General features: G+C 57.2%; 26 protein-coding genes. 12 read left to right on the plus strand and 14 right to left on the minus strand.

From position 1 onward, the window contains the following. Positions 1-521: 521 nt before the first annotated feature. The 3 genes from tuf to parC all read right to left on the minus strand — a co-directional run bounded on the left by tuf (position 522) and on the right by parC (position 4,850). Positions 522-1,697 carry an elongation factor Tu gene (tuf, locus tag AC2FFE_RS13430; protein WP_496846868.1) on the minus strand — a complete coding sequence of 392 codons (1,176 nt, stop codon included), beginning with the start codon at positions 1,695-1,697 and terminating at the stop codon, positions 522-524. A 115-nt stretch (positions 1,698-1,812) separates the two neighbouring features. Next, positions 1,813-2,403: a hypothetical protein gene (locus AC2FFE_RS13435; RefSeq protein WP_496819918.1), complete on the minus strand. Its 591-nt coding sequence runs from the start codon at positions 2,401-2,403 to the stop codon at positions 1,813-1,815. A gap of 98 nt (positions 2,404-2,501) precedes the next feature. Next, positions 2,502-4,850 carry a DNA topoisomerase IV subunit A gene (parC, locus tag AC2FFE_RS13440; RefSeq protein WP_496819917.1) on the minus strand — a complete coding sequence of 783 codons (2,349 nt, stop codon included), beginning with the start codon at positions 4,848-4,850 and terminating at the stop codon, positions 2,502-2,504. Positions 4,851-5,055: 205 nt separating this feature from the next. Here parC and AC2FFE_RS13445 point away from each other — a divergent pair, with 205 nt between their 5' ends. The 6 genes from AC2FFE_RS13445 (at position 5,056) to AC2FFE_RS13470 (ending at position 9,426) form a co-directional block, all read left to right on the plus strand. After that, a complete protein-coding gene (locus tag AC2FFE_RS13445; protein ID WP_496819916.1) occupies positions 5,056-5,703 on the plus strand; it encodes an SH3 domain-containing protein in 648 nt (215 codons plus the stop codon). A 68-nt stretch (positions 5,704-5,771) separates the two neighbouring features. Then, on the plus strand, positions 5,772-6,599 hold the full coding sequence (locus AC2FFE_RS13450) for an SDR family NAD(P)-dependent oxidoreductase (RefSeq protein ID WP_496819915.1): 828 nt from the start codon (positions 5,772-5,774) through the stop codon (positions 6,597-6,599). Between the two features lie 81 nt (positions 6,600-6,680). Beyond that, positions 6,681-6,884, plus strand: coding sequence for a twin transmembrane helix small protein (locus AC2FFE_RS13455; RefSeq protein ID WP_496819914.1), 204 nt, complete (start codon positions 6,681-6,683; stop codon positions 6,882-6,884). Further along, positions 6,885-7,457 (plus strand): cob(I)yrinic acid a,c-diamide adenosyltransferase, encoded by a 573-nt coding sequence (locus AC2FFE_RS13460; RefSeq protein WP_496819913.1) that lies wholly within the window; start codon positions 6,885-6,887, stop codon positions 7,455-7,457. It begins immediately after the preceding gene. Positions 7,458-7,738: 281 nt separating this feature from the next. Then, positions 7,739-8,497, plus strand: a complete 759-nt coding sequence (locus AC2FFE_RS13465; protein WP_480545020.1) for an electron transfer flavoprotein subunit beta/FixA family protein — start codon at positions 7,739-7,741, stop codon at positions 8,495-8,497. Beyond that, positions 8,497-9,426 carry an electron transfer flavoprotein subunit alpha/FixB family protein gene (locus AC2FFE_RS13470; RefSeq protein ID WP_496819912.1) on the plus strand — a complete coding sequence of 310 codons (930 nt, stop codon included), beginning with the start codon at positions 8,497-8,499 and terminating at the stop codon, positions 9,424-9,426. Before AC2FFE_RS13465 ends, AC2FFE_RS13470 begins: the two co-directional genes overlap by 1 nt. 55 nt (positions 9,427-9,481) lie before the next feature. Here AC2FFE_RS13470 and AC2FFE_RS13475 read toward each other — a convergent pair whose 3' ends face one another. Next, positions 9,482-10,294 carry a DUF6473 family protein gene (locus tag AC2FFE_RS13475; RefSeq protein WP_496846869.1) on the minus strand — a complete coding sequence of 271 codons (813 nt, stop codon included), beginning with the start codon at positions 10,292-10,294 and terminating at the stop codon, positions 9,482-9,484. Positions 10,295-10,457: 163 nt separating this feature from the next. Here AC2FFE_RS13475 and AC2FFE_RS13480 point away from each other — a divergent pair, with 163 nt between their 5' ends. Further along, a complete protein-coding gene (locus tag AC2FFE_RS13480) occupies positions 10,458-11,333 on the plus strand; it encodes a 3-hydroxybutyryl-CoA dehydrogenase (RefSeq protein ID WP_496819909.1) in 876 nt (291 codons plus the stop codon). A 72-nt stretch (positions 11,334-11,405) separates the two neighbouring features. On the opposite strand, the gene AC2FFE_RS13485 is transcribed toward AC2FFE_RS13480, so the two are convergent. From AC2FFE_RS13485 to AC2FFE_RS13520, 8 genes are read right to left on the minus strand one after another with little or no spacing between them, the layout of a single operon-like run. Further along, positions 11,406-12,305, minus strand: coding sequence for a lysophospholipid acyltransferase family protein (locus AC2FFE_RS13485; RefSeq protein WP_496819908.1), 900 nt, complete (start codon positions 12,303-12,305; stop codon positions 11,406-11,408). A gap of 39 nt (positions 12,306-12,344) precedes the next feature. Further along, positions 12,345-12,614: an HPr family phosphocarrier protein gene (locus AC2FFE_RS13490; RefSeq protein ID WP_170531313.1), complete on the minus strand. Its 270-nt coding sequence runs from the start codon at positions 12,612-12,614 to the stop codon at positions 12,345-12,347. 16 nt (positions 12,615-12,630) lie between these two features. Continuing rightward, positions 12,631-13,023 carry a PTS sugar transporter subunit IIA gene (locus AC2FFE_RS13495; RefSeq protein ID WP_170531314.1) on the minus strand — a complete coding sequence of 131 codons (393 nt, stop codon included), beginning with the start codon at positions 13,021-13,023 and terminating at the stop codon, positions 12,631-12,633. Then, positions 13,020-13,913, minus strand: a complete 894-nt coding sequence (gene rapZ, locus AC2FFE_RS13500; protein ID WP_496819907.1) for an RNase adapter RapZ — start codon at positions 13,911-13,913, stop codon at positions 13,020-13,022. Before rapZ ends, AC2FFE_RS13495 begins: the two co-directional genes overlap by 4 nt. After that, a complete protein-coding gene (locus AC2FFE_RS13505; RefSeq protein ID WP_496846870.1) occupies positions 13,898-14,368 on the minus strand; it encodes an HPr kinase/phosphorylase in 471 nt (156 codons plus the stop codon). Before AC2FFE_RS13505 ends, rapZ begins: the two co-directional genes overlap by 16 nt. A gap of 4 nt (positions 14,369-14,372) precedes the next feature. After that, the gene (locus AC2FFE_RS13510; protein WP_496819905.1) at positions 14,373-16,091 is read right to left on the minus strand and encodes an ATP-binding protein; all 1,719 of its coding nucleotides are present in this window, start codon (positions 16,089-16,091) and stop codon (positions 14,373-14,375) included. A 32-nt stretch (positions 16,092-16,123) separates the two neighbouring features. After that, positions 16,124-16,828, minus strand: a complete 705-nt coding sequence (locus AC2FFE_RS13515) for a response regulator transcription factor (RefSeq protein ID WP_480549927.1) — start codon at positions 16,826-16,828, stop codon at positions 16,124-16,126. 21 nt (positions 16,829-16,849) lie between these two features. Continuing rightward, the gene (locus AC2FFE_RS13520; RefSeq protein WP_496846871.1) at positions 16,850-17,173 is read right to left on the minus strand and encodes a hypothetical protein; all 324 of its coding nucleotides are present in this window, start codon (positions 17,171-17,173) and stop codon (positions 16,850-16,852) included. A gap of 2 nt (positions 17,174-17,175) precedes the next feature. On the opposite strand from AC2FFE_RS13520, the gene AC2FFE_RS13525 reads away from it, so the two are divergent. The 3 genes from AC2FFE_RS13525 (at position 17,176) to AC2FFE_RS13535 (ending at position 19,998) form a co-directional block, all read left to right on the plus strand. Next, positions 17,176-18,774, plus strand: coding sequence for a phosphoenolpyruvate carboxykinase (locus AC2FFE_RS13525; protein ID WP_496846872.1), 1,599 nt, complete (start codon positions 17,176-17,178; stop codon positions 18,772-18,774). 357 nt (positions 18,775-19,131) lie between these two features. Continuing rightward, positions 19,132-19,422, plus strand: coding sequence for a hypothetical protein (locus AC2FFE_RS13530; protein ID WP_496819903.1), 291 nt, complete (start codon positions 19,132-19,134; stop codon positions 19,420-19,422). Positions 19,423-19,533: 111 nt separating this feature from the next. After that, a complete protein-coding gene (locus tag AC2FFE_RS13535) occupies positions 19,534-19,998 on the plus strand; it encodes a hypothetical protein (protein ID WP_496846873.1) in 465 nt (154 codons plus the stop codon). A 4-nt stretch (positions 19,999-20,002) separates the two neighbouring features. On the opposite strand, the gene AC2FFE_RS13540 is transcribed toward AC2FFE_RS13535, so the two are convergent. Beyond that, positions 20,003-20,767, minus strand: a complete 765-nt coding sequence (locus AC2FFE_RS13540) for a sulfite exporter TauE/SafE family protein (RefSeq protein WP_496819901.1) — start codon at positions 20,765-20,767, stop codon at positions 20,003-20,005. A 144-nt stretch (positions 20,768-20,911) separates the two neighbouring features. Between AC2FFE_RS13540 and AC2FFE_RS13545 the strand changes: the two genes are divergently transcribed. Further along, positions 20,912-22,603 (plus strand): acyl-CoA dehydrogenase family protein, encoded by a 1,692-nt coding sequence (locus AC2FFE_RS13545; RefSeq protein ID WP_496846874.1) that lies wholly within the window; start codon positions 20,912-20,914, stop codon positions 22,601-22,603. 197 nt (positions 22,604-22,800) lie between these two features. Beyond that, positions 22,801-23,352: a hypothetical protein gene (locus tag AC2FFE_RS13550; protein ID WP_496846875.1), complete on the plus strand. Its 552-nt coding sequence runs from the start codon at positions 22,801-22,803 to the stop codon at positions 23,350-23,352. A 2-nt stretch (positions 23,353-23,354) separates the two neighbouring features. Here AC2FFE_RS13550 and AC2FFE_RS13555 read toward each other — a convergent pair whose 3' ends face one another. Further along, a complete protein-coding gene (locus tag AC2FFE_RS13555) occupies positions 23,355-24,587 on the minus strand; it encodes an SGNH/GDSL hydrolase family protein (RefSeq protein ID WP_496819897.1) in 1,233 nt (410 codons plus the stop codon). Between the last annotated feature and the right edge of the window lie 17 nt (positions 24,588-24,604).

A 24,604-nucleotide genomic window follows, 5' to 3' on the forward strand; every position in this document is an offset into this window, starting at 1 on the left:
CGAAGGTCTTCCTATCCGCAATCGCACTCGCAGCTACCGTCCTGTTCTGGCTGTAATTTAATGAGTCTGGAGCCTAAGCATAGGCGTGAGTGGGAAGATGATATTCGCCGAGAAGCGCCACTGAGCGACGGTTTACTAATCGAAGGATTGGCATTTCCCAGTGTTAGTTGGGAAGTGCTGCGATTGTCATGCACGCAATGGGACGTGGCTAGCCTCGAATTGAGAAACGCAACAACACAACACTTACGAGCTGCCCTAAGCCGATCACCTAAAGTCGAATTCTTGCGGGCATGTGGGCGATCTTCTTGCACTCCTGATCCATTCGGCATGGAAGATCCAACCCAATGCGGGTCCGCACCTCCGAGTGTGCAACTACCGCCGATTGATTAATGCGTAGTACCAAGGCCCCCACGTGATGAAAAAAAGGCCGCCCCTTTTTGGGACGGCCTTCTTTAGTTCAACCGAGTGGGCTCTCATTGCTCTTTCAGAGCAACTGCCGCCCACCAGTCGGCAAAGCCGCCTTACTCAGTGATTTTCGACACGACGCCGGCGCCGACGGTGCGGCCGCCTTCGCGGATGGCGAAGCGCAGGCCCTGCTCCATTGCGATCGGCGCGATCAGCTCAACGCCGAACGACACGTTGTCGCCAGGCATGACCATCTCGGTGCCTTCCGCCAGGGTCACGGTGCCGGTCACGTCCGTGGTCCGGAAGTAGAACTGAGGACGGTAGTTCGCGAAGAACGGCGTGTGACGGCCACCCTCTTCCTTGGTCAGGATATAGGCTTCGGCTTCGAACTTGGTGTGCGGTGTCACCGAGCCCGGCTTACACAGAACCTGGCCACGCTCAACGCCTTCACGGTCCACACCACGCAGCAGGGCGCCGATGTTGTCGCCCGCTTCGCCGCGGTCCAGCAGCTTGCGGAACATTTCAACGCCGGTGCAGGTGGTTTTGCTGGTGTCGCGGATGCCGACGATTTCAATCTCGTCGCCAACATTGATCACGCCACGCTCAACACGGCCGGTCACAACGGTACCACGGCCCGAGATCGAGAACACGTCTTCGATCGGCATCAGGAACGGCTGATCCACAGCGCGCTCAGGGGTGTCGATATACTCATCAACAGCCGCCATCAGTTCCTTGATCTTCTCTTCACCGATTTCAGGCTTGTTGCCTTCCATCGCGGCCAGAGCCGAACCTGCGATGATCGGAATATCGTCGCCGGGGTATTCATACGAAGACAGCAGCTCGCGGATTTCCATTTCCACCAGTTCCAGCAGCTCTTCGTCGTCAACCTGGTCCACTTTGTTCATGAACACGACCATCTTCGGGATGCCAACCTGGCGGCCCAGCAGGATGTGCTCACGCGTCTGGGGCATCGGGCCGTCCGCGGCGTTCACAACCAGGATCGCGCCATCCATCTGAGCGGCACCGGTGATCATGTTCTTGACGTAGTCGGCGTGGCCGGGGCAGTCAACATGCGCATAGTGGCGTGCGTCTGTCTCGTATTCCACGTGGGCGGTCGAGATGGTGATGCCGCGCGCTTTCTCTTCCGGCGCACCGTCAATCTGGTCATACGCTTTGAAGTCACCAAAATACTTGGTGATTGCTGCGGTCAGCGTCGTCTTGCCGTGGTCAACATGCCCAATCGTGCCAATGTTGACGTGCGGTTTTGTACGCTCAAACTTTTCCTTTGCCATTCCTCAGGCGCCCTTTTGCATTTTGGGGGACCCTTGGTCCCGTGGTTACATCTGCGCGCGCGAGATATTTGGTTCAGGGGGGAAAATCAAGCACATCCTTGGGGAAAAGCCAGGCTCAGGCCGGATTTTGCACCAGTTCGCTTGAGTCAAGCGGTTGGATCAGCTCTGGCCGCTTGTCAAACCAGCCATTGTTGTTGTGTTCCTCGGCCAGCCATTCTTCGACACGGTCAGCAACTTTGAGGGCCAGACCACTCATTTGCTCTTCTTTGGTTCGGGTGCGCCCTGAACCGGCAAAGGCGCTTTCACCAGTCGTGTCTTCCAGCACTTGGAACTGTTTGGCCTTGGCCAGAAACTCTTTCTTTTTTACGTCATAAACGTTTACCAAAACAATCGCAGTGCTTTTGGGATTATAAATGACGGGAACACCGGGAGGGGCCAGCATATAGCCTTCGAGGCTGATGCCGATGTCATATTCTTGCGCCCCTTCATAGCGCCCCAGCCGGATGTTAACCGCGTTCTGGATAGCATCTTCCCATTCCTTCGGGGTCGCATCGCGCGAGACGGGGCCCTGCTTCGCCTTTTCGGCAAAGGCATAGTTCACCCGCAGCTTGAATTCACCCAGCGACTCGGGTTCCTCGTAAACCTGAGTCTGCGTACAGGCGCCCATCAGGGCCAATCCGGTGATCAGTGTCAGAATGCGCAACATGTCTCGTCTCGATAGGCCTGTTTTTCTTTTGACTTAGCGCACCAATACAGGCTGTGCCAAGCCGCATCGGCAGAATTTCACCCGTGCGGGCCCTTTGATCACGAGAATTTATAGTCGCGCGGGAACCCGTAGGGCGGCTTTTTGCCAACACTGGCGCGTTTGGCCAGCCATTGGGACATATCCGCCTCGTGTCGGGTCTTGTCGCCGCCCATGGACCATTTGAGGCCTTCCTCCCAGTTGAAGGTGGTGATGTCGGACAGGCCGCCATCCAGTTCCAACGTCCCCTGACGCCCGCGCGCCATGTTGTACTTCTGCAGACGCACACCTTTGCCGCGTGTCATCTCGGGCAGGTCTTCGGTCGGAAAGACAAGAAACTTGCCGTTCTGGGACACCACGGCCACGTGGTCGCCTGCGATTGGCTTACAGATCATCGCCGTCTCGTCATCCTTGACGTTCAGCACCTGTTTACCGTTTCGAGTTTGGGCCAGCACGTCATCCTCGGGCACCATGAACCCGTTGCCAGCGTCCGAGGCCACCAGCAGCTTGCGCCCTGGCTTGTGGATCAAGATGTCGATGATCTGCGCTTCGTTCGGCAGGTCGACCATCAGGCGCAGCGGTTCGCCCATACCCCGTCCACCCGGCAAGTTCGCTGCGCTAACCGTGTAGAACCGCCCGTTTGACGCAAACACCAGCAGTCGGTCGGTGGTCTCAGCGTGGAAAATGAACCGAGGGCCATCGCCGTCCTTGAACTTCAATTCGCGGTTGAGGTCGATATGGCCCGTCATTGCGCGAATCCAGCCCATCTGAGAGCAGACGACCGTGATCGGCTCCTTGTCGATCATCGCCTCCAGCGGGACTTCCTCAACCTGCCCCGCTTCGGCAAACTGGGTCCGGCGGGCACCACCTTCGTAGTCTTTGCCGAAGGTTTTCTTGGTCTCTTTCAGCTGTTCGGCGATCTTGGCCCATTGCAGGCCTTCATCTGCCAGCAGGTCTTCGAGATTGGCGCGTTCCAGCATCAACTCGTCACGCTCGCGGACCAGTTCCATCTCTTCCAGACGGCGCAAAGAGCGCAGGCGCATGTTGAGGATCGCGTCTACCTGAACCTCAGACAGCTCGCCCTCACCCGGTTTGGGCGTGACGTAATCCGATTCGTCTGTGGCGCGGACGTGATCTATGCCCCAATCCTCGCGCATCAGCGCCGCTTTGGGGTCGTCGTCATAACGGATGATATCGATCACGCGGTCGAGGTTCAGGAACGCGACGATAAAGCCTTCCAATACCTCCAAACGGTGGTCGATCTTGCCCAAACGGTGGCGCGAGCGGCGCAGCAGTACCTCTTGTCGGTGATCGAGGAAGGCGCGCAGCACCTCCTTCATCGAGCAGACCTTGGGTGTGACCCCGTCGATCAATACGTTCATGTTCAGGCTGAACCGCACCTCAAGGTCAGAGTTGCGATAGAGCATGCCCATCAGCACCTCGGGATCCACGTTTTTGGAACGCGGCTCAAGGATCAGGCGGATATCATCGGCAGATTCGTCGCGGACATCGGCAAGGATCGGGATTTTCTTGGTCTGGATCAGTTCCGCGATCTTCTCGATCAGCTTGGATTTCTGAACTTGATAGGGGATTTCGGTGACGACAATCTGCCATTGGCCACGGCCCAGATCCTCGACCTCAAATTTACAACGCAAACGGAAGGACCCGCGCCCGGTGCGATAGGCTTGCGCTATGTTCTCGGGCGGCTCAACGATCACACCGCCAGTCGGGAAATCCGGACCGGGCACATAGTTCAAAAGCGTATCGTCGCGCGCATCCGGCGTTTTGATCAGATGTAAACAGGCGTCGCACAGCTCGGAAATATTATGCGGCGGGATATTGGTCGCCATGCCGACCGCGATACCGCTGGCACCGTTGGCCAGCAGGTTCGGAAACTGCGCGGGCAACACGATCGGCTCGGTCAGCGTGCCATCATAATTGTCGCGGAAATCAACGGCGTCTTCGTTTAGACCCTCAAGCAGCGCCTCGGCCACGATGGTCATGCGCGCCTCAGTGTAACGTGAGGCCGCCGGGTTATCGCCGTCGATATTGCCAAAGTTCCCCTGCCCGTCGACCAGCGGGTAGCGCACGTTGAAATCCTGTGCCAGGCGTGCCATCGCGTCATAAATCGCAGCGTCACCATGCGGGTGGTAGTTACCCATCACGTCGCCCGAAATCTTCGCCGATTTCCTGAAACCTCCAGCTGCACTGAGTCGCAGCTCGCGCATGGCATAGAGGATTCGCCTATGAACCGGCTTCAGCCCGTCCCGTGCATCCGGCAAAGCCCGGTGCATGATGGTGGACAGCGCATAGGTTAGGTAGCGTTCACCGATTGCACGGCGCAGAGGTTCTGCCACCTCGCCCCCAGTCTCAGGGGTCTCCATATTGGGGTCGTCGATCGTGTCATTCATAGATGATGTGATACGACGCAAGCGCGGCTGGGTAAAGCAAGCATGGCCCATTTTGCTGGGGACAAGTCGTGCTTTTTGCAACAGGGGGAGGCAAGCCTGTGTTTTCCCCCGATTTTCGACTCATCCATCAAAATATGTTACCATTCCGACAATAAATGAATGCTGCCTCTTTGTTGTTGTAACGATTGATTTTGGGGGATGCGCCATGACGCGCCTTATTCTTATTACATTTGCCGCACTCGGCTGGACCTTTTACGTGATGAGCGGAGGCCCGGATTTCGAACCGCGCGGCCTGCGCGCCGACAATCCGCAACGTATGGCCGAAGCTTTCAAGCCCACCTCCAAGCCCGTGGCCGCTGCTCCGGTGGAGGAATTAGTGACTCAGGTCAGCTTCGAAACCGCCCCGTCGGATCGACCTGCACCAACGCTTGAGCCACTTGCGGAGCCCGAGCCAGCCCTGGCCGAAGAAGAAACCAAGGCCATGCTGGCACAGGTGGCCGCTGGCCTGCAGACCAACCCGTCTTTGTTCGAAGATCAGACGGTGTCGCTTGCGCTCGCATCGCTTGAAGACGGTGTTACCTCACTTCAAGAGGTGACCACAGATGCCGATCCTGAAACCGTGGGCGTGCCTGCTTTAACCACACCGGAGAAGGACATCCGAGAGATTTCGGGCACCCGCGTGAACATGCGCGATGGGCCTGGTACGATCTATCCGATCATCGGCAAAGCCCGGATCGGCCAGCAGGTCGAAGTTCTGAGCGACTCGGGCACCGGCTGGCTGCGCCTGCGCGTGCTGCCCGGGCAACAGGTCGGATGGATTTCGGCATCGCTTATCCAAAAAACATCAAACTGAGGGTCAGCGTCATTGTCCTGCCCCAATGCTGACCATAGCTATTGGGCAAAGGTTGGTGTGGGATACTTATGCAAAAATCGATTCTCATCACAGGTTGTTCTTCGGGTATCGGGCTTGATGCGGCACACGGCATGCGTGCGCAGGGCTGGCGGGTGTTTGCCTCGTGCCGACAGCAGCGTGATTGTGACCGGTTGCGCGCTCAAGGGTTTGAAAGCCCGCGAATCGACTATGCGGTTGCGGACAGTATCAAGGCCGGATTGACCGAAGTTCTGCAGGCCACCGGTGGCACGCTGGATGCCTTGTTCAACAATGGCGCCCATGGCCTGCCCGGTGCGGTCGAAGATGTACCCACAGACGGGTTGCGCCACATCTTTGAAGCCAATTTCTTTGGCTGGCACGAGCTGACGCGGCAGGTCATTCCCGTCATGCGAGAACAAGGGCATGGCCGGATTGTTCAATGTTCATCTGTACTTGGGTTGGTGGCATTTCCATGGCGGGGCGCCTATGTGGCGACGAAATATGCCATCGAAGGGCTTAGCGACACGATGCGTCTGGAGCTCAAGGACACCAATATCCGCGTGATCCTCATCGAACCGGGCCCGATCACGTCAAAGCTGCGTGAAAAGGCCATCCCGTTATTCGAAAGGTTCATTGATTGGGAAAGCTCGGCCCTGCGCGAGAAATATGAGCATTCGCTGCTGAAGCGATTGTATGAAAGCTCGGGGCCCGACAAGTTCGAACTGCCCGCCTCGGCAGTCACGGCCAAGCTGGTCCATGCGGTCGAGGCGCGAAGACCTAAAGCGCGGTACTATGTCACCACACCCACCTATATTGCCGGTTATCTGCGCCGGATATTGCCCACAAAGGCGATTGACCGCATTCTATCTGACATCTGAGACGAAATTACCGGTTCGCTTTTTCGGGTATCGGGGCTAGATCAGGCCAAACGAAACAAAAAACGCAGACGGTGAATCCTCATGGACCTTTTGATGGTCGTTTTGCTTCTGGCAATGGCGTCAGTGGTGGTCGTGTTGGCGATCGGCATTTCCAACTTCGGCAAAGGCGGCATGGCGGCTGCGAAGAAAAGCAACAAGATGATGCAGCTGCGCATCCTGTTTCAGTTCATTGCCGTATTGCTGATCCTGCTCTACGTCTATCTCAGAGGACAGGGGGCGTCTTAAATGGTTGTACTGAACAAAATCTACACACGAACCGGAGATGACGGAAAAACCGCCCTCGGCAATGGTGAGCGGGTCGCGAAATACTCTGGCCGGGTGGCCGCCTATGGCACTGTAGATGAGTTGAACTCCTTCGTGGGCGTAGCACGCACAGAGGCCGGTGGTGAAACCGATGCGGCCTTGGCACGCATTCAGAACGATCTGTTCGATCTGGGGGCCGATTTCTGCCGCCCTGACATGGAAAAAGATGCCGAGGCAGACTACCCACCCCTACGCATCGCCCCGGCTCAGATCGACCGTCTTGAGGCCGAGATTGATGCGATGAACACAGACCTTGAACCACTGCGCAGTTTCATCCTGCCGGGCGGCTCACGTCTGGCCGCTCATCTGCACGTCTGCCGCACCGTGTCCCGTCGGGCCGAACGCCTTGCGGTCGAGCTGACAAATATGGAGCCGGTGAACGAGGTCGCCGTCAAATACCTCAACCGTCTCAGCGACTGGTTTTTTGTGGCGGCGCGCTGTGCCAACAACAACGGCAAAGACGACGTCTTGTGGGTTCCGGGCGCGAACCGCTGACAAGCGGCGCGGTGTCCAGTGGACACCCTGGCGACCGGAAGGGCGGAGCCCCGGACCGAAGGGCGAGTACGAACTGTTGACTGATGCGTCCGCAAATCAGCCGCGTCTATCCGCAACAAAGTTTCGCGCCGTGGCGTCAAAAAAATCAAAACGCGACGTCCCAAGCTTATGACGTGACGATTTTGCCCTGTTGTCGCCCGAGATGAGACGTTATTCAGTCGTCCGAGAGCATTGGTGGAGTCGCATTGCGGCTTGCCGTTTTTGTGAGGAGAAAGCGCAAAATGAAGGTACTCGTGCCTGTCAAGCGCGTGATTGACTATAATGTGAAGGTCCGCGTCAAAGCGGACGGTAGCGGTGTTGATCTCGCCAATGTCAAAATGTCGATGAACCCGTTCGACGAGATCGCCGTGGAAGAGGCGATCCGACTGAAAGAAGCGGGCAAGGCTGATGAGGTCGTCGCCGTTTCGATCGGCGTCAAGCAGGCGCAGGAAACCCTGCGGACCGCTCTGGCTATGGGTGCCGACCGTGCAATTCTGGTTGTTGCCGCAGATGATGTGCACACCGATATCGAGCCATTGGCCGTTGCGAAGATCTTGGCCAAAGTGGTCGAGGAAGAGCAGCCCGGTCTGGTTCTAGCGGGCAAGCAGGCCATCGACAACGACATGAACGCCACGGGTCAGATGTTGTCAGCCCTGCTGGGCTGGAGCCAAGGCACCTTTGCGTCGGAAGTAGACATCGAAGGCGACAGCGCCAAGATCACCCGCGAGGTGGATGGCGGCCTGCAGACCATCAACGTCAAGATGCCGACCATCGTGACCGTTGACCTGCGCCTGAACGAACCGCGCTATGCATCGCTGCCCAACATCATGAAGGCGAAGAAAAAGCCGCTGGATGAGAAAACGGCCGCCGACTACGGGGTCGATGTCACGCCGCGTCTGGAAATCGTCAAAACCGAAGAGCCGCCGGCACGTGCTGCTGGTATCGTTGTGGGCTCGGTCGACGAGCTGGTCGAGAAACTCAAAGAAGCGGGGGCTGTGTAATGGCTGTTCTTCTTCTGGCAGAAGTTAACAATGGTGAGCTGTCGATGGACGCCACTGCCAAGGCCGTCAACGCGGCGAAAGCGCTGGGTGACGTGACCGTTCTGGCCGCAGGTGGGTCTGCCGCTGCTGCAGGTGAGGCCGCCGCCAAAATCGACGGTGTGTCCAAGGTTCTGGTGGCTGAAGACGAATCGCTGGGTCACCGCCTGGCGGAATCGACCGCAGCGCTGATCGTGTCGCTGGCCGATGGCTACGAGCATATCGTCGCCCCTGCGACCACCGACGCCAAGAACGTAATGCCGCGCGTTGCTGCGCTGCTGGACGTGATGGTGATTTCGGATGCGTCGGGCGTGGTTGACGGCTCGACCTTCGAACGTCCGATCTACGCGGGCAACGCGATCCAGACTGTAAAGTCGAACGACGCCAAGAAAGTCGTCACTCTGCGGACTGCAAGCTTCGACGCGGCAGGCGAAGGTGGCTCGGCTCCGGTTGAGACCATCTCGGTTCCGGGTTCCGAAGGCCTGTCCTCGTGGGTTGAAGACAAGGTTGCCGAAAGCGACCGCCCCGAGCTGACCTCGGCTGGCGTTGTTGTCTCGGGCGGCCGTGGTGTCGGCTCGGAAGAGGACTTTGCACTGATCGAGAAACTGGCCGACAAGCTGGGCGCCGCTGTTGGCGCGTCGCGCGCCGCCGTGGACTCTGGCTACGCTCCGAACGACTGGCAGGTGGGTCAGACCGGTAAGGTGGTTGCCCCGGACCTTTATGTCGCTGTTGGCATCTCGGGTGCGATCCAGCACTTGGCGGGGATGAAAGACTCAAAGGTCATCGTTGCAATCAACAAAGACGAAGAAGCGCCGATCTTCCAGGTTGCCGACTTCGGTCTGGTTGCCGACCTGTTCCAGGCGGTGCCTGAGCTAACCGAAAAACTCGGCTGATCTAACAGACTGGTTTTTTTAGAAGACCGTCGAAAGGCCCGCCAACAGGCGGGCCTTAGTCGTTCAGATCTCTGAGATCCGGCAAGACCGCATCCGCAATGGCGCGATGTGCGGCGGGGCCAATCATGTGTTCGGCCATCGGCTGTTGCAACGTGCCAAACAGCATATCCTCAAGCGTCTCAGACGCGCCCGATACGGCGGCCTCGGCTTCGACCACTTTCGCTGCAAATGGCCTGAGTTGACCCACCATCGCATCGCTGATCTGTATCATGGCATCCTCGAAAGGCTGTACCCGACCCACTTTGAGGTTCAGCAGAAGAACCGGAATTTGGATGTTTTGCAGCAGGGTTTTCATCGCCTTCACCCAACCTTCTTGCAGCTCCTGCGCGACAATCTCAAATCGGGCATCCTGATTGGCTTGAAGCCGGTTCAGCAAATGGCGTACAAAATTGATCTCGGTAAAATCAATCTCAGGATACAACGCCAAAAGGTCTGACGTAGGCGCGAGAAAGCGGTCATTACGGCGAGGGTGTACGCGGTAGAATTGATTCGATTGGCCATGAACCTCGGGCAGTTGCAGAACACATACCTGGCCGCCATTGATCAGCTTCAGCAAACCGTCGTCGGCTAGAATGGCATCGACACCCGAAAACAGGCTACCAAGGTTGACGCATGTCTGCCGCAATTTGTCTTGAAGAACGGCAGGATACGGTTGCTCGACAAATCGCCCAAAGGTTTCATCCATGCCGACACAGGCCACATAGGGGCCATCCAGCGCCTTGGCAGGACCGCGAAACCACAGTTTCGACCCAGTATACTGACATAATTCGCCCCCAGCCACGCCGGAGCCTGCTTGATGATAGCTCATCTCACTCACCCATTTTTCACCCAACTGCCATCTTGAAGCCCCAGATGTTGAGATTTTCCTAATGTGCGCATTTGAAGCGAATTGCGGCCATCCCTGCCCCTTGCCGCCCACCCCGTACTGCCGATACTGTCGCCCGTAACGCGCAGGGCAAAGGCAGCAGAACATGGATGTAAAATCAGTCGGAGTTATAGGCGCAGGTCAAATGGGCAACGGTATTGCCCATGTGCTGGCATTGGCGGATTATGATGTCCTGCTGAACGATGTCAGTCAGGATGCGCTGGACCGGGCGGTCAGCACAATCCAGGGCAACCTGGCGCGTCAGGCCTCACGCGGGAAGATCAGCGACGAGGCGATGCAGGCTGCGCTACAGCGGATCACGACAACGCTGGAACTGCCGCGGCTGGGCCAGACCGATCTGGTCATTGAGGCCGCAACCGAGCGCGAGACGATCAAACAGGCCATTTTCGAAGACCTGCAACCGCATCTGCTGCCACATACGATCCTCACGTCGAACACCTCGTCGATCTCAATCACACGGCTGGCCAGCCGGACAGATCGGCCAGAGCGGTTCATGGGGTTTCACTTCATGAACCCGGTTCCTGTGATGCAACTGGTCGAATTGATCAGAGGGATCGCAACCGATGAGCCAACCTATGCCGCCTGCAAGACAGTGGTGGACCGCCTGGGCAAAACCGCCGCAAGCGCCGAGGATTTCCCTGCCTTTATCGTCAACCGCATCCTGATGCCGATGATCAATGAGGCGGTGTACACGCTATACGAAGGCGTGGGGAACGTTCAGTCCATCGATCAATCCATGAAGCTGGGCGCGAACCATCCGATGGGGCCTTTGGAATTGGCGGATTTCATCGGGTTGGATACCTGCCTGGCGATCATGAATGTGCTGCATGACGGGTTGGCGGATACCAAGTATCGCCCCTGCCCCTTGCTGACAAAATATGTCGAAGCCGGATGGTTGGGGCGCAAGACGGATCGCGGATTTTATGACTATCGCGGTGAGGTTCCCGTACCCACACGCTGAGGGGGCCAGCCCCCTCGCCCGGATGATATCCGGGCTTACCCCCGGGATACTTCTGGCCAGATGAAGAGTGGATCAGGGTTTATCTAATATGCCCAAGGACATGGTGCGGTCCCTGAGCCACGCCATGAACCCGCGCGGATCGCGTTCCAGAAGCTGCATATCGTCGTCAGAGATCGGCTCGCCGATGACCGGGGATTGCGGTTTGTTGCAGGAACGGACGATCTCATGCAGCAACAATCCCTGGCGCAGGATCGGCGACAGTTTATTGGCGATCTGATAGGCACGTGAGTTCCGACCCGGGAAATAGATCGGAACAACCGTCGCACCCGAGCGGCGGATCATTTTGGCGGTAAAAACGTTCCACTCGCGCTCAATCGCCGGGCCGAACCAATCGTCAGACGACATCACGACGCCAGAGGGGAACAGCGCGACAACGCCACCATCCTTGAGGTGGTCCATCGCCTTGCTGCGCATTTCCAGCATTTTTGCCTGCGCTTCGGGGTCATGCGGAAAAGGCACCGGAATCATAAATGACGTTGCGGCCTCGTCCAGGCCCGTCAGAACCGAACGTGTCAGGATGCGGTAGTCGCTGCGAACACGCCCGATCAATTCTGCAAAAATCATACCATCCACCATGCCATGCGGGTGGTTGGCAACAACGACAACAGGACCGGTTTTGGGAATACGCGCGATTTGGTCTTCGGGCGTTGTAAGGGTGATACCCATGGTCTTGAGCGCACCGCTCCAGAACCGCTGGCCACGATACATCTCGTTTTTTTTCTCGAATTTGTTGACCATCCTCAGAATGGTCAGCTTGCCGGTGCACCATTCGATGGCGCGAATGGCGGTCGCGGTCCAGGCATCGTCGAACGAGTTCGCATAGGTCAGCGTTCTGCGATCGTAGATCTCGCCCTGATCCTCGGCCCTGTTTACAATCGGGCCTGTCTTGGTCTCGTGCGTTGTTTCCGCCAATTCCTGGTCTTCCCGTTCTTCCTGTCCCGGTAGGGCGACTTAGAACCCTTCTCCGAACTTGTCATTCACAAGCGCTTCCAAGGCTTCTGCCAATGCCTCAGCATCCGGCCCCGAAGTCTGAACGTCAATAGTCGTTCCGCGTGAGGCTGCCAACATCAAAAGGCCCATGATGCTGTCGCCGGATGCAGAAAGGCCATCCTTTGAGACTTCGGCATTGGCATCAAACCCCTCGACAACCTCGACCAGTTTGGCAGAGGCACGGGCGTGAAGGCCTTTTTCGTTAATGATTTTCAAGCTTCGGTTGGTCATTTCAATCTGTCCGGTCTTAGTCCAATGTCACATTTTGCGCATTGATGTATTTGCGTCCAGCCTCCATTGCCTGACGTACTGCGTCGGCCACCGGCAGGTGGCGGCTTTTGGCCAATTTGATCAGCATGGGCAGGTTCGCGCCATACAAGATTCGGCGATCCTGGGGCGCACAGGCCTTGAGGCTGAGGTTCGAGGGGCTGCCGCCGAACAAATCGGTCACGATGACAACGCCATCGCCCAGATCAACCTCATTCGCTGCGCGGCATATTTCGGCCTGTTTCTCTTCGCGGTCATGATCGGCTTCGATCGCAATCGCCGCCAAACCCGGTTGCGCGCCTACCACATGCTGCATGGCGGCCAGATATTCCTGAGCCAAACCGCCATGCGCTACGATTACAATCCCGATCAATCCGGCCTCACATTCAACGCGCGTCGTTCCATTTCGCGGTGTCTAATTGCCACCTGCTGGCCCTGTTCTGCAAGGGCCTTTGCAACCGCTTCGGCCATTGCCACCGATCTGTGTTGCCCCCCTGTGCAACCAAACGCCACCGACAGGTGCGCTTTACCCTCGGCGCGAAACGCCGGTAGCAGCAAACTTAGCAGATCGATGATCCGGTCAAAAAACGGCGCATAGTTCATATCCGACTGGACATAGTGCGCGACATCCGGGTTTCGACCATCTGCCGACCGCAATTCAGGTCGCCAATAGGGGTTTGCCAGAAACCGGCAGTCGAAGACCATATCCAATCCACGCGGCAAACCGCGTTTGTAGGAAAACGATTCAATCGAGACCGCGAGATGGCGACCGTCTTTGGGAGCGAACCAGCGCTCAACCTCTTCGCGCAGCTGGTGTACGTTTAACCCGCTGGTATCGATCAGGGTATCCGCGATCTCTCGGATAGGGGCCAACAGCTCTTTTTCGCGGCGAACGCCGGTTTCGGGGCCTGCACCCTTGGCAACCGGATGGCGCCTGCGCGTTTCTGAAAAGCGCCTCAGCAACACATCATCGCTGCAATCCAGATAGAGGACTGTCAAATCCACTTGAGGCATGCGGCCCAGCTTCTCGGCAAGTTCGATAAAACCAATGGTCGAAAAATCCCGGTTGCGCGCGTCGATACCAAGGGCCATGGGCCGGTCAGCCTCTGCCCCTTCCATTAAACGCGCCAGCAACCCCATAGGCAGGTTGTCGATTGCCTCAAAGCCCAGATCCTCGAGCACATGGATCGCGGTCGAGCGACCCGCGCCTGACGGCCCTGTCACCAGAACGGTTCGCTTTTGCGATGTCATTTCGTCGGCCATTCCGGGTCTACGCGTCCGAATCTAAGAAGTTGCAGCAAGGCTGGTGCCAAATTGGGCACAGCAGCGCCCCGAAGCAAGGGCACAGTGCCCCTAAGCAGCGGCACCGTGATCAGATCAGGCAGGCGCGCCGTCTCTTGCTGATCCAGATCCACTACGAAATGCAGTGCAACAGACGGCGTATTCTGCGCCCGCAGCAAGCCGACCCCGCGGGCTTCGATCAAACCGGCAATCTCAGGTATGGGTGAGGCCATGATACAATCTCGTGCCATCCCAAGATCAACTCGATCATCGGCAACCAATACTGCGCCCTGTGTCATCATCTGCAGCGCCAAAGAAGATTTGCCCGCACCAGAGGCCCCGACGATCAGAAGTCCCTTGTCGGCAACGGCAACACAGCTGGCATGAACGCAGGCACTGTCCCGGTCTTCCGCATCTTTCAGGGATGGGATCTTCATTGGATCAGACAGGTAGCCCTACGACAAAGCGCGCGCCTAGCGGGTCCGAGGTGACATCCGCCTCGGTCGGGCGGATGTTTTCAGCCCAGATCACGCCGCCATGTGCCTCGACAATCTGCTTTGAGATCGCAAGACCAAGGCCGGAATTGTTGCCAAAATGCTCGGCCGGGCGCTGCGAATAGAACCGTTTGAAGACCTTTGTCAGGGCCTGTTCGGGGATCCCCGGCCCGGTATCTTCGACCACCACGAGAACACGATTATCGCGCTTGCGCACCCAGACGCGGATGGCGTCGCTTTCCTCGCAGAATGAAATCGCGTTGGTGATGAGGTTGACGAAAACCTGCGCCAGACGCGCCTCGAGCCCGTTCACCACAATCGGATCGGCAGGCAGGTCAGTGATGTAATCGATACCCTGTGCACGGGCATCCTCGCCCAGAAACTGGCCAATATTGCCCAGCAGCTTCAGCAGATCGAACGGCTGTTCTTCCTCTTTGACCAGTTCGGCATCCAGACGCGACGCGTTCGAGATATCGCTGACCAAGCGATCCAGCCGCTTTACGTCATGTTCAATCACGCCCAGCAGCTTCTCGCGCTGATCGTCGCGTTTGACCATACGCAGGGTTCCGACGGCGGATTGCAGGCTGGCCAGCGGGTTCTTGATCTCATGCGCGACATCCGCCGCGAATTGTTCATTCGCATCAATGCGATTGTACAGCGCGGTCACCATGCCCCGCAGCGCGCGGCTCAGCCGGCCAATTTCATCCGGTCGGGCGCTGAGGTCCGGAATGCGAATACGCCCCGGATTGACGCCAGTGCCCCGGTCCTTACCCATTTCGGCCGCCGAGGCGAGATCTGCCAGCGGGTTGGCAATGGTCGAGGCCAGAACAAGGCTCAGGCCAATCGAGACAAGCAGCGCAACAACAAACATCTGAAGGATGCGTTCCTGTTCACGCCGGGCCAGCGCATCGATCTCACCCGCAGGGCCGGACATTGCGACGGCGCCCGCCGGGACACCTTCATACAGGATCGGCGCGGCGGCCACGATCACCGTATCCCCGGCATCATCCTGCACTGCCTGAACCTGGGTTTGCCCCATGAGTGCTTGCGGAATGATTGACTGCACCTGTTGCGCCAGTGTTGGGGCCTCGGTGCCGGACGACCAGTTGAATATGCGCGACAATCCCGTCCAAACCGCATTCAAGGCGTCGCTAATGACAGTCCCGCCAGTCCGCATCTCGGTGTCGGGCCGCAATAGAACGGGAAGGTCCGACGCTTGCGGCGCCCCCCGCGTCCAGCCGATCAGCGTACCGCTGGCATCGTAGACAAAAACCTCGCCCCCTTCGGGCAAGCTGAGACCACCCAACGTATCCTTGACGTCAAGCTGACTGGTATCCTGCGTCGATTGCGCCACACCCTGGCGTAGCTGTGTTTCGAACACATTGCTGACCAGTTGGGCGTCACCCATCAGGTTCCGCGCCGTCTGCTGCACCTGTTCGAAGCGCGAATCATCCAGATAAAGCAGACCTGTGACCAGGATCACGAGAGCAATCAGGTTGAAGGTGATGATCTTGCGGGCCAGAGGTGACCCGCGCAGAGAAAACAGGTTCCTGCGGGAGCGCTTCTCTCGTAACTCCGCAGACTCGGGATCCTGGGGGATAACCCAGTCATCCCCAAGAACGACATCACCGTCGCGCGTTTCATTGGCTTGCTCGGTGTCGCGCACGGGACCCCATTACCCCTTGTAGATGGCCGCGCCTATTCTTCGTTGTATCTGTACCCGATACCATACAAAGTTTCGATTGCCGAAAACTCAGAATCTGCCGCGCGCATTTTCTTGCGCAGACGCTTGATATGGCTGTCGATGGTACGGTCATCCACATAGACCTGATCATCGTAAGCCACATCCATCAACTGATCCCGGCTTTTGACAAAGCCCGGACGCTGTGCAAGTGCCTGCAGCAACAGGAATTCGGTCACGGTCAACGAAACATCGGTGCCCTTCCAACTGACCGCATGGCGCAAGGGATCCATCCGTAGCTCTCCACGCTCCATAACCTTGGTGTCGCCGGTGGTCGCAACTGTTGCGTCGCCGCTGGTGGCTTCTTGCCGACGCAGCAAAGCGCGAATGCGCTCAACCAGCAGACGCTGAGAGAATGGCTTTTTGACATAGTCATCGGCCCCCATACGCAGGCCAAGAACCTCATCAATCTCGTCATCTTTCGAGGTCAGAAAGATCACCGGCATTTGCGTCTTCTGGCGCAGCCGCTGCAACAGGTCCATCCCGTCCATACGCGGCATTTTGATATCCAGAACGGCCATATCCGGCAGTTTCTTGTTGAACGCGTCCAGCGCGGCCTGTCCATCATTGTAGGTTTCAACCTCGAAACCTTCGGCTTCGAGCGTCATGGATACGGACGTCAGAATGTTTCTATCGTCATCCACCAGTGCAATCTTTGACATCGGGCTTACCCCTATTCCTGCTCACATACGCAATAATACGCTTTTTTGTAAGGTATTGTTGGCGTTTTTGCTGATCCGAATCAATCCGTAACCGTGAATCGTGCCATTGTTGCGGCAGCTATGCGGCAAAAATGCCTTGCTGCCCGCAAAATGCTGCCCAGTTTTCCGACAGGAAATTTTTGGTGGCGCTAAACCTGGTCTTGGTTGCGCTAACTGCGCCAAACCGTCCTGTTCACGCCCCAAAGGACCATGATAAGACCCGCCCATCGGCCGGTTTTCCCCGGCAAACTGCCCCAATGGCGCACCCGACCCAACAAGTCGCAGCGCCGCCACAGGAGAAGACACGCATGACATCTGGACGGGTTAACCCGCAATTCCGCCTCGAAGATCAGGGGATCGAGGGCCTGGGCAATGTCTATTACAATTTCATGGAACCAGCGCTGATCGAAGAGGCGCTGAAGCGTGGCGAAGGCACGCTGGGCAATGGCGGTGCCTTTCTGGTCACCACCGGCAAGTTCACTGGCCGCTCCCCCAAGGACAAGCACGTTGTCAAAACCGACAGCGTTGCCGACAGCATCTGGTGGGAAAACAACGCCGCGATGAGCCCAGAGGGGTTCGATGCGCTTTATAAAGATATGCTCGAGCATATGAAGGGCCGCGACTATTTCGTGCAGGACCTCGTGGGCGGAGCTGATCCCACCTATTCAATCAATGTGCGCATGGTCACCGAATTGGCCTGGCATAACCTGTTCATCCGCCACCTGCTGCGCCGTCCGGATCGAGAGGATCTAGACGAGTTCATCGCGGATTTCACCGTCATCAACTGCCCCAGCTTTCAAGCCGACCCGGCAAAGCACAACTGCCGCAGCGATACGGTCATTGCATTGAACTTCGACCGCAAGCTGATCCTGATCGGCGGCACCGAGTACGCGGGTGAGAATAAAAAGTCCGTCTTCACCCTGTTGAATTACATGCTGCCCGAAAAAGGCGTTATGCCGATGCACTGCTCGGCCAACCACGCAGTGGGCAACCCGGTCGACACCGCCGTCTTCTTCGGCCTGTCCGGCACCGGCAAGACAACGCTGTCCGCCGACCCTGCGCGCGTTCTGATCGGTGACGACGAACATGGCTGGTCGGATCGTGGTACCTTCAACTTCGAAGGTGGCTGTTATGCCAAGACGATCAACCTGAACGCCGAGGCCGAGCCCGAGATCTACGCGACGACCAGCAAGTTCGGCACGGTCATCGAAAACATGATCTTCGACCCCGAAACCAAGGAACTGGATTTCGACGACGACACGCTGACCGCGAACATGCGCTGTGCCTACCCGCTCGAGTATATCTCGAACGCCTCCAGCAGCGCTTTGGGTGGGCATCCGAAGAACATCATCATGCTGACCTGCGATGCGTTTGGCGTTCTGCCTCCGATCGCACGATTGACCCCGGCGCAGGCGATGTATCACTTCCTGTCTGGCTTCACCTCGAAGGTTGCCGGGACCGAGCGTGGCGTGACCGAGCCGCAGCCGACCTTCTCGACCTGCTTTGGCGCACCCTTCATGCCGCGCCGGCCCGAGGCCTATGGCAATCTGCTGCGCGACAAGATCGCCCAGCACGGTGCAACCTGCTGGCTGGTCAACACCGGTTGGACTGGCGGCGCCTACGGTGTGGGCAGCCGGATGCCGATCAAGGCGACCCGGGCACTACTGACCGCAGCCCTCGAAGGTTCTTTGGCAGATGCCGAGTTCCGCAAGGATGCCAATTTCGGCTTTGACGTACCCGTTTCAGTCCCCGGCGTTCCCGAAGTTCTGCTGGACCCGCGCCGTACATGGGACGATCAGGCAGCCTTTGACAAACAAGCCGAGAAATTGGTGCAGATGTTTGCCGAAAATTTCGAGCAATACATCCCCTTCATAGACGACGACATCAAATCCGTCGCAATCGGCTAAACAGACAGGGGCGCTTGCGCCCCTTCTTTTTTGCGTCGTCAATATAGTGCTTTGACCTTCAATAGTTACGCCACGGCACCATTCTCAACAATTTTATTGTTTTGACGCTCAGATTGAGATAGGCACATTGCCCATTACCAACACCTCCGATGCAACCGCGTCGGATCCAAAACAGAAAGCACCACAGGGTTTCTCGCGCGTGCATACTCACCTCTGCAGATCGGGCCACCCAACCAAAAGAGTAAACCACTTACACGGGGATACGTGCCAGCGCGCGACGTGTTGAACACCCAAATTCAACCCGTTTCGCAACACCAGGACTGGACGGTGTCAGGCACGAAGCAAGACAGGTAAAATATGACAGAAATTTCGAAACTGACCGAACTGCGCAAGTTGATGCAGAGCATGGAGCGTACATTGGGGCTGGAAAAACTATCGCCGGTCGAACGCGACATCTACTACGCGGCCGAGGAACTATCGAAAGCAGATCAAGAGGTTCGGACGTTCGGCTTGATCGAACACACACTGGTCCAAAGCGTCTCGCGCCCAACCTTTTTCCGCGCGCTGAAGTCGTTGGTTGAAAAAGGCTATTTATCACAAAGCGGCAACGCCAACCGCGGGCGGTATGTCGTTCATGCGCCCAGATAAGCTGCGCCTCCTGCGCGTCATCGGTTGATCCCGGTGCGCAGGTGGACCACCGAAACATTCTTTGCCTCGTTGGCGTATGTGGTCGCATCACTCCTCACCTTTGAGGTTTTGATGCCGTTACAGAACATATTCTTCCCAGAATATCCCAGCCGGGCAAGCCTGCTGTTTCTTCCGCACGGAGTGCGCGTGCTATCCGCTTGGCTGTTGGGTTGGCGGGCGATCTTTGCCCTGTTGCCGGGGGTCATTGTGGTTTTTGCAATGGTGGGGGGGGCGGATCTGTTCCTGCCCAGCCGCCTGATGGCCATTGCCATTGCGGTCACAACTGTACCGACGGTGTTCTACCTTCTGAAATGGGTGGGTTGGGATTTGTTCCCAAGGGCTGACCGAAAACCCTGCTGGATTTGTGTTATGGGCGTTGGGGTGATCACCTCATTTCTGGTCTCTGGCCTGACCAACATGGCCTTTGGCAGCGCAACGGTTGAATATATTGCCTTTTTGATCGGCGATATCTCGGGCCTGTTTTTCCTGATGCTGGGATTGTATTTCGCATTCCGTTTTGCGGACAAACGGACCTGACCCGCTAGCCGAACAAACCGCGCCTCACAAGGTTCAGCCCGGCGAACAAAAGCACCAACAGCGTGATCTTTCTAAATCTGGTTTGATCAATGCGATCCTGCAATCGCATGCCTAGCCATAGCCCTGCAAGGGCTGGAAGGACCAACACCGCCGAAAACGGTGCTGTGTCCCGGTTCAGAATGCCCGATCCGATATGCGCCGCGACCAAGGCAACCGCGCCCAAGCCATAGATCACTCCCTGAACCCTCAACTGTTCCTGCTTTGGTGTGTTCAAGGCCGTCAGATAGGCCACCGTCGGCGGCCCCCAGACCCCGGACATCCCACCGACGAAACCTGCAAAAGCGCCTATCGCGGCCTCAACTCGGGCAGAGGCGGATGCCAATGTGAACGTAACTCCGAAGACCTGGATCAACGCGAAAGCTGTCACAGGAAGACCGATCAGCAGCAAAAACGTGGCTGTCGGCACAAACGCCACCAACTGGGCGCCGATCAGTAGGAACACCAAACCGACGCCCAAAAAAACGCGGAATCGCCGGATCGAGTCATAGGCGGCTCGAACCCCTTCGCGCAGCGCTTGTACACCGTTGGTCACCAGTGTGGGCAAGATCAACCCGGCAACTGCAATTTCGGGCGGCAAGATAATGCTAAGGCCCGAGACCAATACCATAGGCATTGCAAACCCGACCATGCCTTTGACCCATCCTGCCAGACACGCAATTGTCGCAGCCAAGACAAGATCAAAAGGGGAGAGCGTGGAAAACAACGTCATGGCTTCTAGATATCACCGCAGAAAATCTCTGCACTGCAAAAATGAAGGCGTAACTTTCGAACTTTTTCGCAACGTAATAGGTATTTTTGTTGCGCTGCACGTGCAGCATGATATGACCAGACGACCCAAAACAGGACGCGATTCATGGCCCATGACGGACAGGATGTAACCCAGATGAACACCAGCACGACTTTGCCAGACCTTCTGAGCCTGACCAGCAAAGCTGTACCCGCTGTTGAGGCAGTCTTTGAAAAAGCACGCGTTTCAGTGCGGGGCATGGTGACATCCGATGGGCGCGTCTCCGGTGCGTTGATCGAAGCCAACCAAACCGCCGCCCATGGGCTGGCATGGCTGGCCACCTATCATCAGTCACTGCAACAGATGCAGCGTTGGGCCGAAGCACTGGAGGCCGCAGGTAAGTTCGGCGAGATCGAACAGCTTTTGCATCAGATCGCCTTTGGTGAATACCTGCATCAGGTGGCCGGCGGTATCCCCATGAACCAGAGCGAGGTTGTGCGCCTTCAGGATCTCGGCCTTGGTTGGGACGCGTTGTCCGGGTTCCAATGCCCCGAGGTGCAGACCCTCATGTCGCAGGCTAACACACAAGCCGCGCGGACACGTTTGGTCGAGCTGATGGAGGCGCAGGTCGGCGCTGCCATGTTCGGGGCTTCTGGCCTGGATGAAGAGCTTGAGATGATCCGCGATCAGTTCCGCCGTTACGCGGTCGAAAAGGTCGAACCCAACGCCCATGACTGGCACCTGAAAGACGAACTGATCCCAATCGAGATCATTGAAGAACTGGCCGAAATGGGCGTGTTCGGCCTGACCATCCCCGAGGAATTCGGCGGCTTTGGTCTGTCCAAAGCCTCGATGTGCGTGGTCTCGGAGGAGTTGTCGCGCGGCTATATCGGCGTCGGCTCGCTGGGTACGCGGTCTGAAATTGCAGCTGAATTGATCCTGGCTGGCGGCACCGATGAGCAAAAGGCCAATTGGCTGCCCAAGCTGGCCAGCGCTGAGATTCTGCCGACCGCGGTGTTTACAGAACCCAATACCGGATCAGACCTTGGCAGCCTGCGCACCCGGGCAGTCAAAGATGAAAACGGCGACTACCAGATCACCGGCAACAAAACCTGGATCACCCATGCGGCCCGCACCCATGTCATGACCCTGCTGGCCCGTACCAACCCGGACAGCACTGACCACCGTGGCTTGTCGATGTTCCTGGCCGAAAAAACCCCGGGCACCGATGAAAACCCATTCCCCACCCCCGGCATGACCGGTGGCGAGATCGAAGTTCTGGGTTATCGCGGAATGAAGGAATACGAGCTGGGTTTTGACGGTTTCCAAGTGAAAGGTGAAAACCTGCTGGGCGGAGAAGAGGGCAAGGGTTTCAAACAGCTGATGGAGACGTTTGAATCTGCCCGCATCCAGACTGCCGCCCGCGCCATTGGAGTGGCGCAATGCGCACTGGATATTGCCATGCAATACGCGCGGGATCGCAAGCAATTCGGTAAATCGCTGATCAACTTCCCTCGCGTCTCGGGCAAACTGGCGATGATGGCGGTCGAGATCATGATCGCGCGTCAGCTGACTTATTTCTCGGCCTGGGAAAAGGACCACGGCCATCGCTGCGATCTTGAGGCCGGTATGGCCAAATTGCTGGGGGCCCGCGTTGCTTGGGCGGCGGCCGATAACGGGCTGCAAATTCATGGTGGCAACGGCTTTGCGCTGGAATACAAGATCAGCCGCGTTCTGTGTGACGCACGCATTCTGAATATCTTCGAAGGGGCTGCCGAAATTCAGGCACAGGTCATCGCACGACGTCTGCTCGGATGATCGAACAAGGCAGCCTTGTTTCCCCAACTGACCCGGTCTTAGCGCCGGGTCTTTTCTTGCGCCAGTTGTTGTAACCAACGCAGTCCAATTCCCTGATCCCGTCGTGTTGGCAAACCTGCGGCCAAACTTCCCCTATGAAATCCGTTGGTACCCGCTTATTGGCACAAGACGAAACTGTACAATTGCTGGCACCTGACATGACACGAATACTGGTTCTCTGGGCTATGTTGACAGCCCTGATCCTAAGCGGCTGCGCGGTGCCGCAGCCAACCGTCAATCAGGACGATATCGACGCGTTGGCAAAAACCATTCAATCCCTCGGGCCAGAGGTTGATCCGGTCGAGGCACAAACCGCCGCATCGATCTCGTACACCTATTCTCAGCAACTTGCCCGAGAATGGAATATAACCGACCCGGCGATCATACATAACGCCAAGGTCGCCAATGGCTTTCGGGAATACGGGCTGTGCAATGACTGGGCACAGGCCATGACCCGACGATTGCGGCAGGAAGGGTTTCGAACGCTCGAACTGCACTGGGCCACATCACCACCGACACCCTTCCGGATCATTCACCATTCCGCCCTTATCAGTGCCAAAGGCGATTCGATGTATGACGGCATAATCCTTGATCCGTGGCGCAATAGCGGGGCCTTGTTCTGGGGGCCTGTTCGGGAAGATACCCGGTACAACTGGCGCCCAAGGATGGAGGTGCGCACGCAATTGCTAAACGGTGAGCTTGCGTTTTGAGGTCAGGATCCTGTCTGGCATTTTGAGATCGTGTCGACCACCACGGGCAACATCCGGGCCGCCACCAATTTCGACCCTTCCGCCGTCAGGTGCGTATAGTCGACATACAGGCTTTTGTCTTTGTGCTCTGGACCTGCAATCTCAGCGATTTCGGTATAGGGAATATCGGCCTGATCAAACAGCGCCGGAAACTCAGCGCGCGCGCGCGTCATCACCTGCTCTCGTCCGGGCACATACCAGTCGCGCGTGATCTGAGCGATTTCCTGATCTGCCGCGCTGAGGTTTTCGACGTCCTCAAAGACGACCTCGGGCTGCAGGAAGACATGGTAGCAGAACCCATGATAGGCACCAAAAGTCTCGATCAGCTTGTAATTGCGCAAAAATCCACGACGCGCGGTCTCGGCTAGCTCGGCTGAGAAGTCGCGCTCCAACGCGGTCACGTCGCCGGTCAGATTGTAGTTGGGGGCTTCATAGCGCTGATACAGCCCCTGTGTGAATTTCGACGCCAGCTTGAACGTATAGGAATACTTGGCCGGGGCCCGCAGGAATGCATAGGCCGCAAAGAACGGCTCGCGGTCGTTTAGAGCATCCACCATCCGGGCTGAGGAATAGCCATAGCTCTGGATCGGATTTGTAACGCCTACATTGTAGAAATCATTGTGGCCGTCCAGAAAAACAATCAGGTCGGGCTCGTACTCATAGAGCGTCTCGTAGATATACAGCACATGCTGAAAGCTATGATAGGCGGCAACACCGGCGTTGATCACCTCGATCTTCACACCGGGCATGTCATCCTTCAGCTGCTCGCGGAGCGTTTGTTCAAGAAAGTAGGACACCGTTTCACTATTGGTGAGCGTCGGATGATCTGGATACACGCGCCCTTGCGATCCGATGGCATAGGCGGTGGAGCCTCCCATCAGAAAGATGCGATAGGTGCTATTTGGCTTAGGCAGATCGACAACGGAGTCATACCTGAACCCCTGATCCGAATGAATGCGCTGCCCGCCCGTATCGAATTGACGTTGGTAGTCGGGGTTAAGTTCATGCCCTCGGATCGAGGAGTAAAGATGACGCTCGGCCTTGCCACCGAGCGCATTGTCAAACAGGTGGACAACCGCGACGTAAGACAGCAATTCAACCAGCAGGAACAAAAACACCAGATAAACCAGGACGATCACGACTTTGACGATGGGCCGCGTTCGCTTTTTGGTTTCGGTGTCGCTGACCTGTGACATGAAACAAACTCTACTTT

It is taken from the genome of Ruegeria sp. YTSA168 (assembly GCF_059610045.1).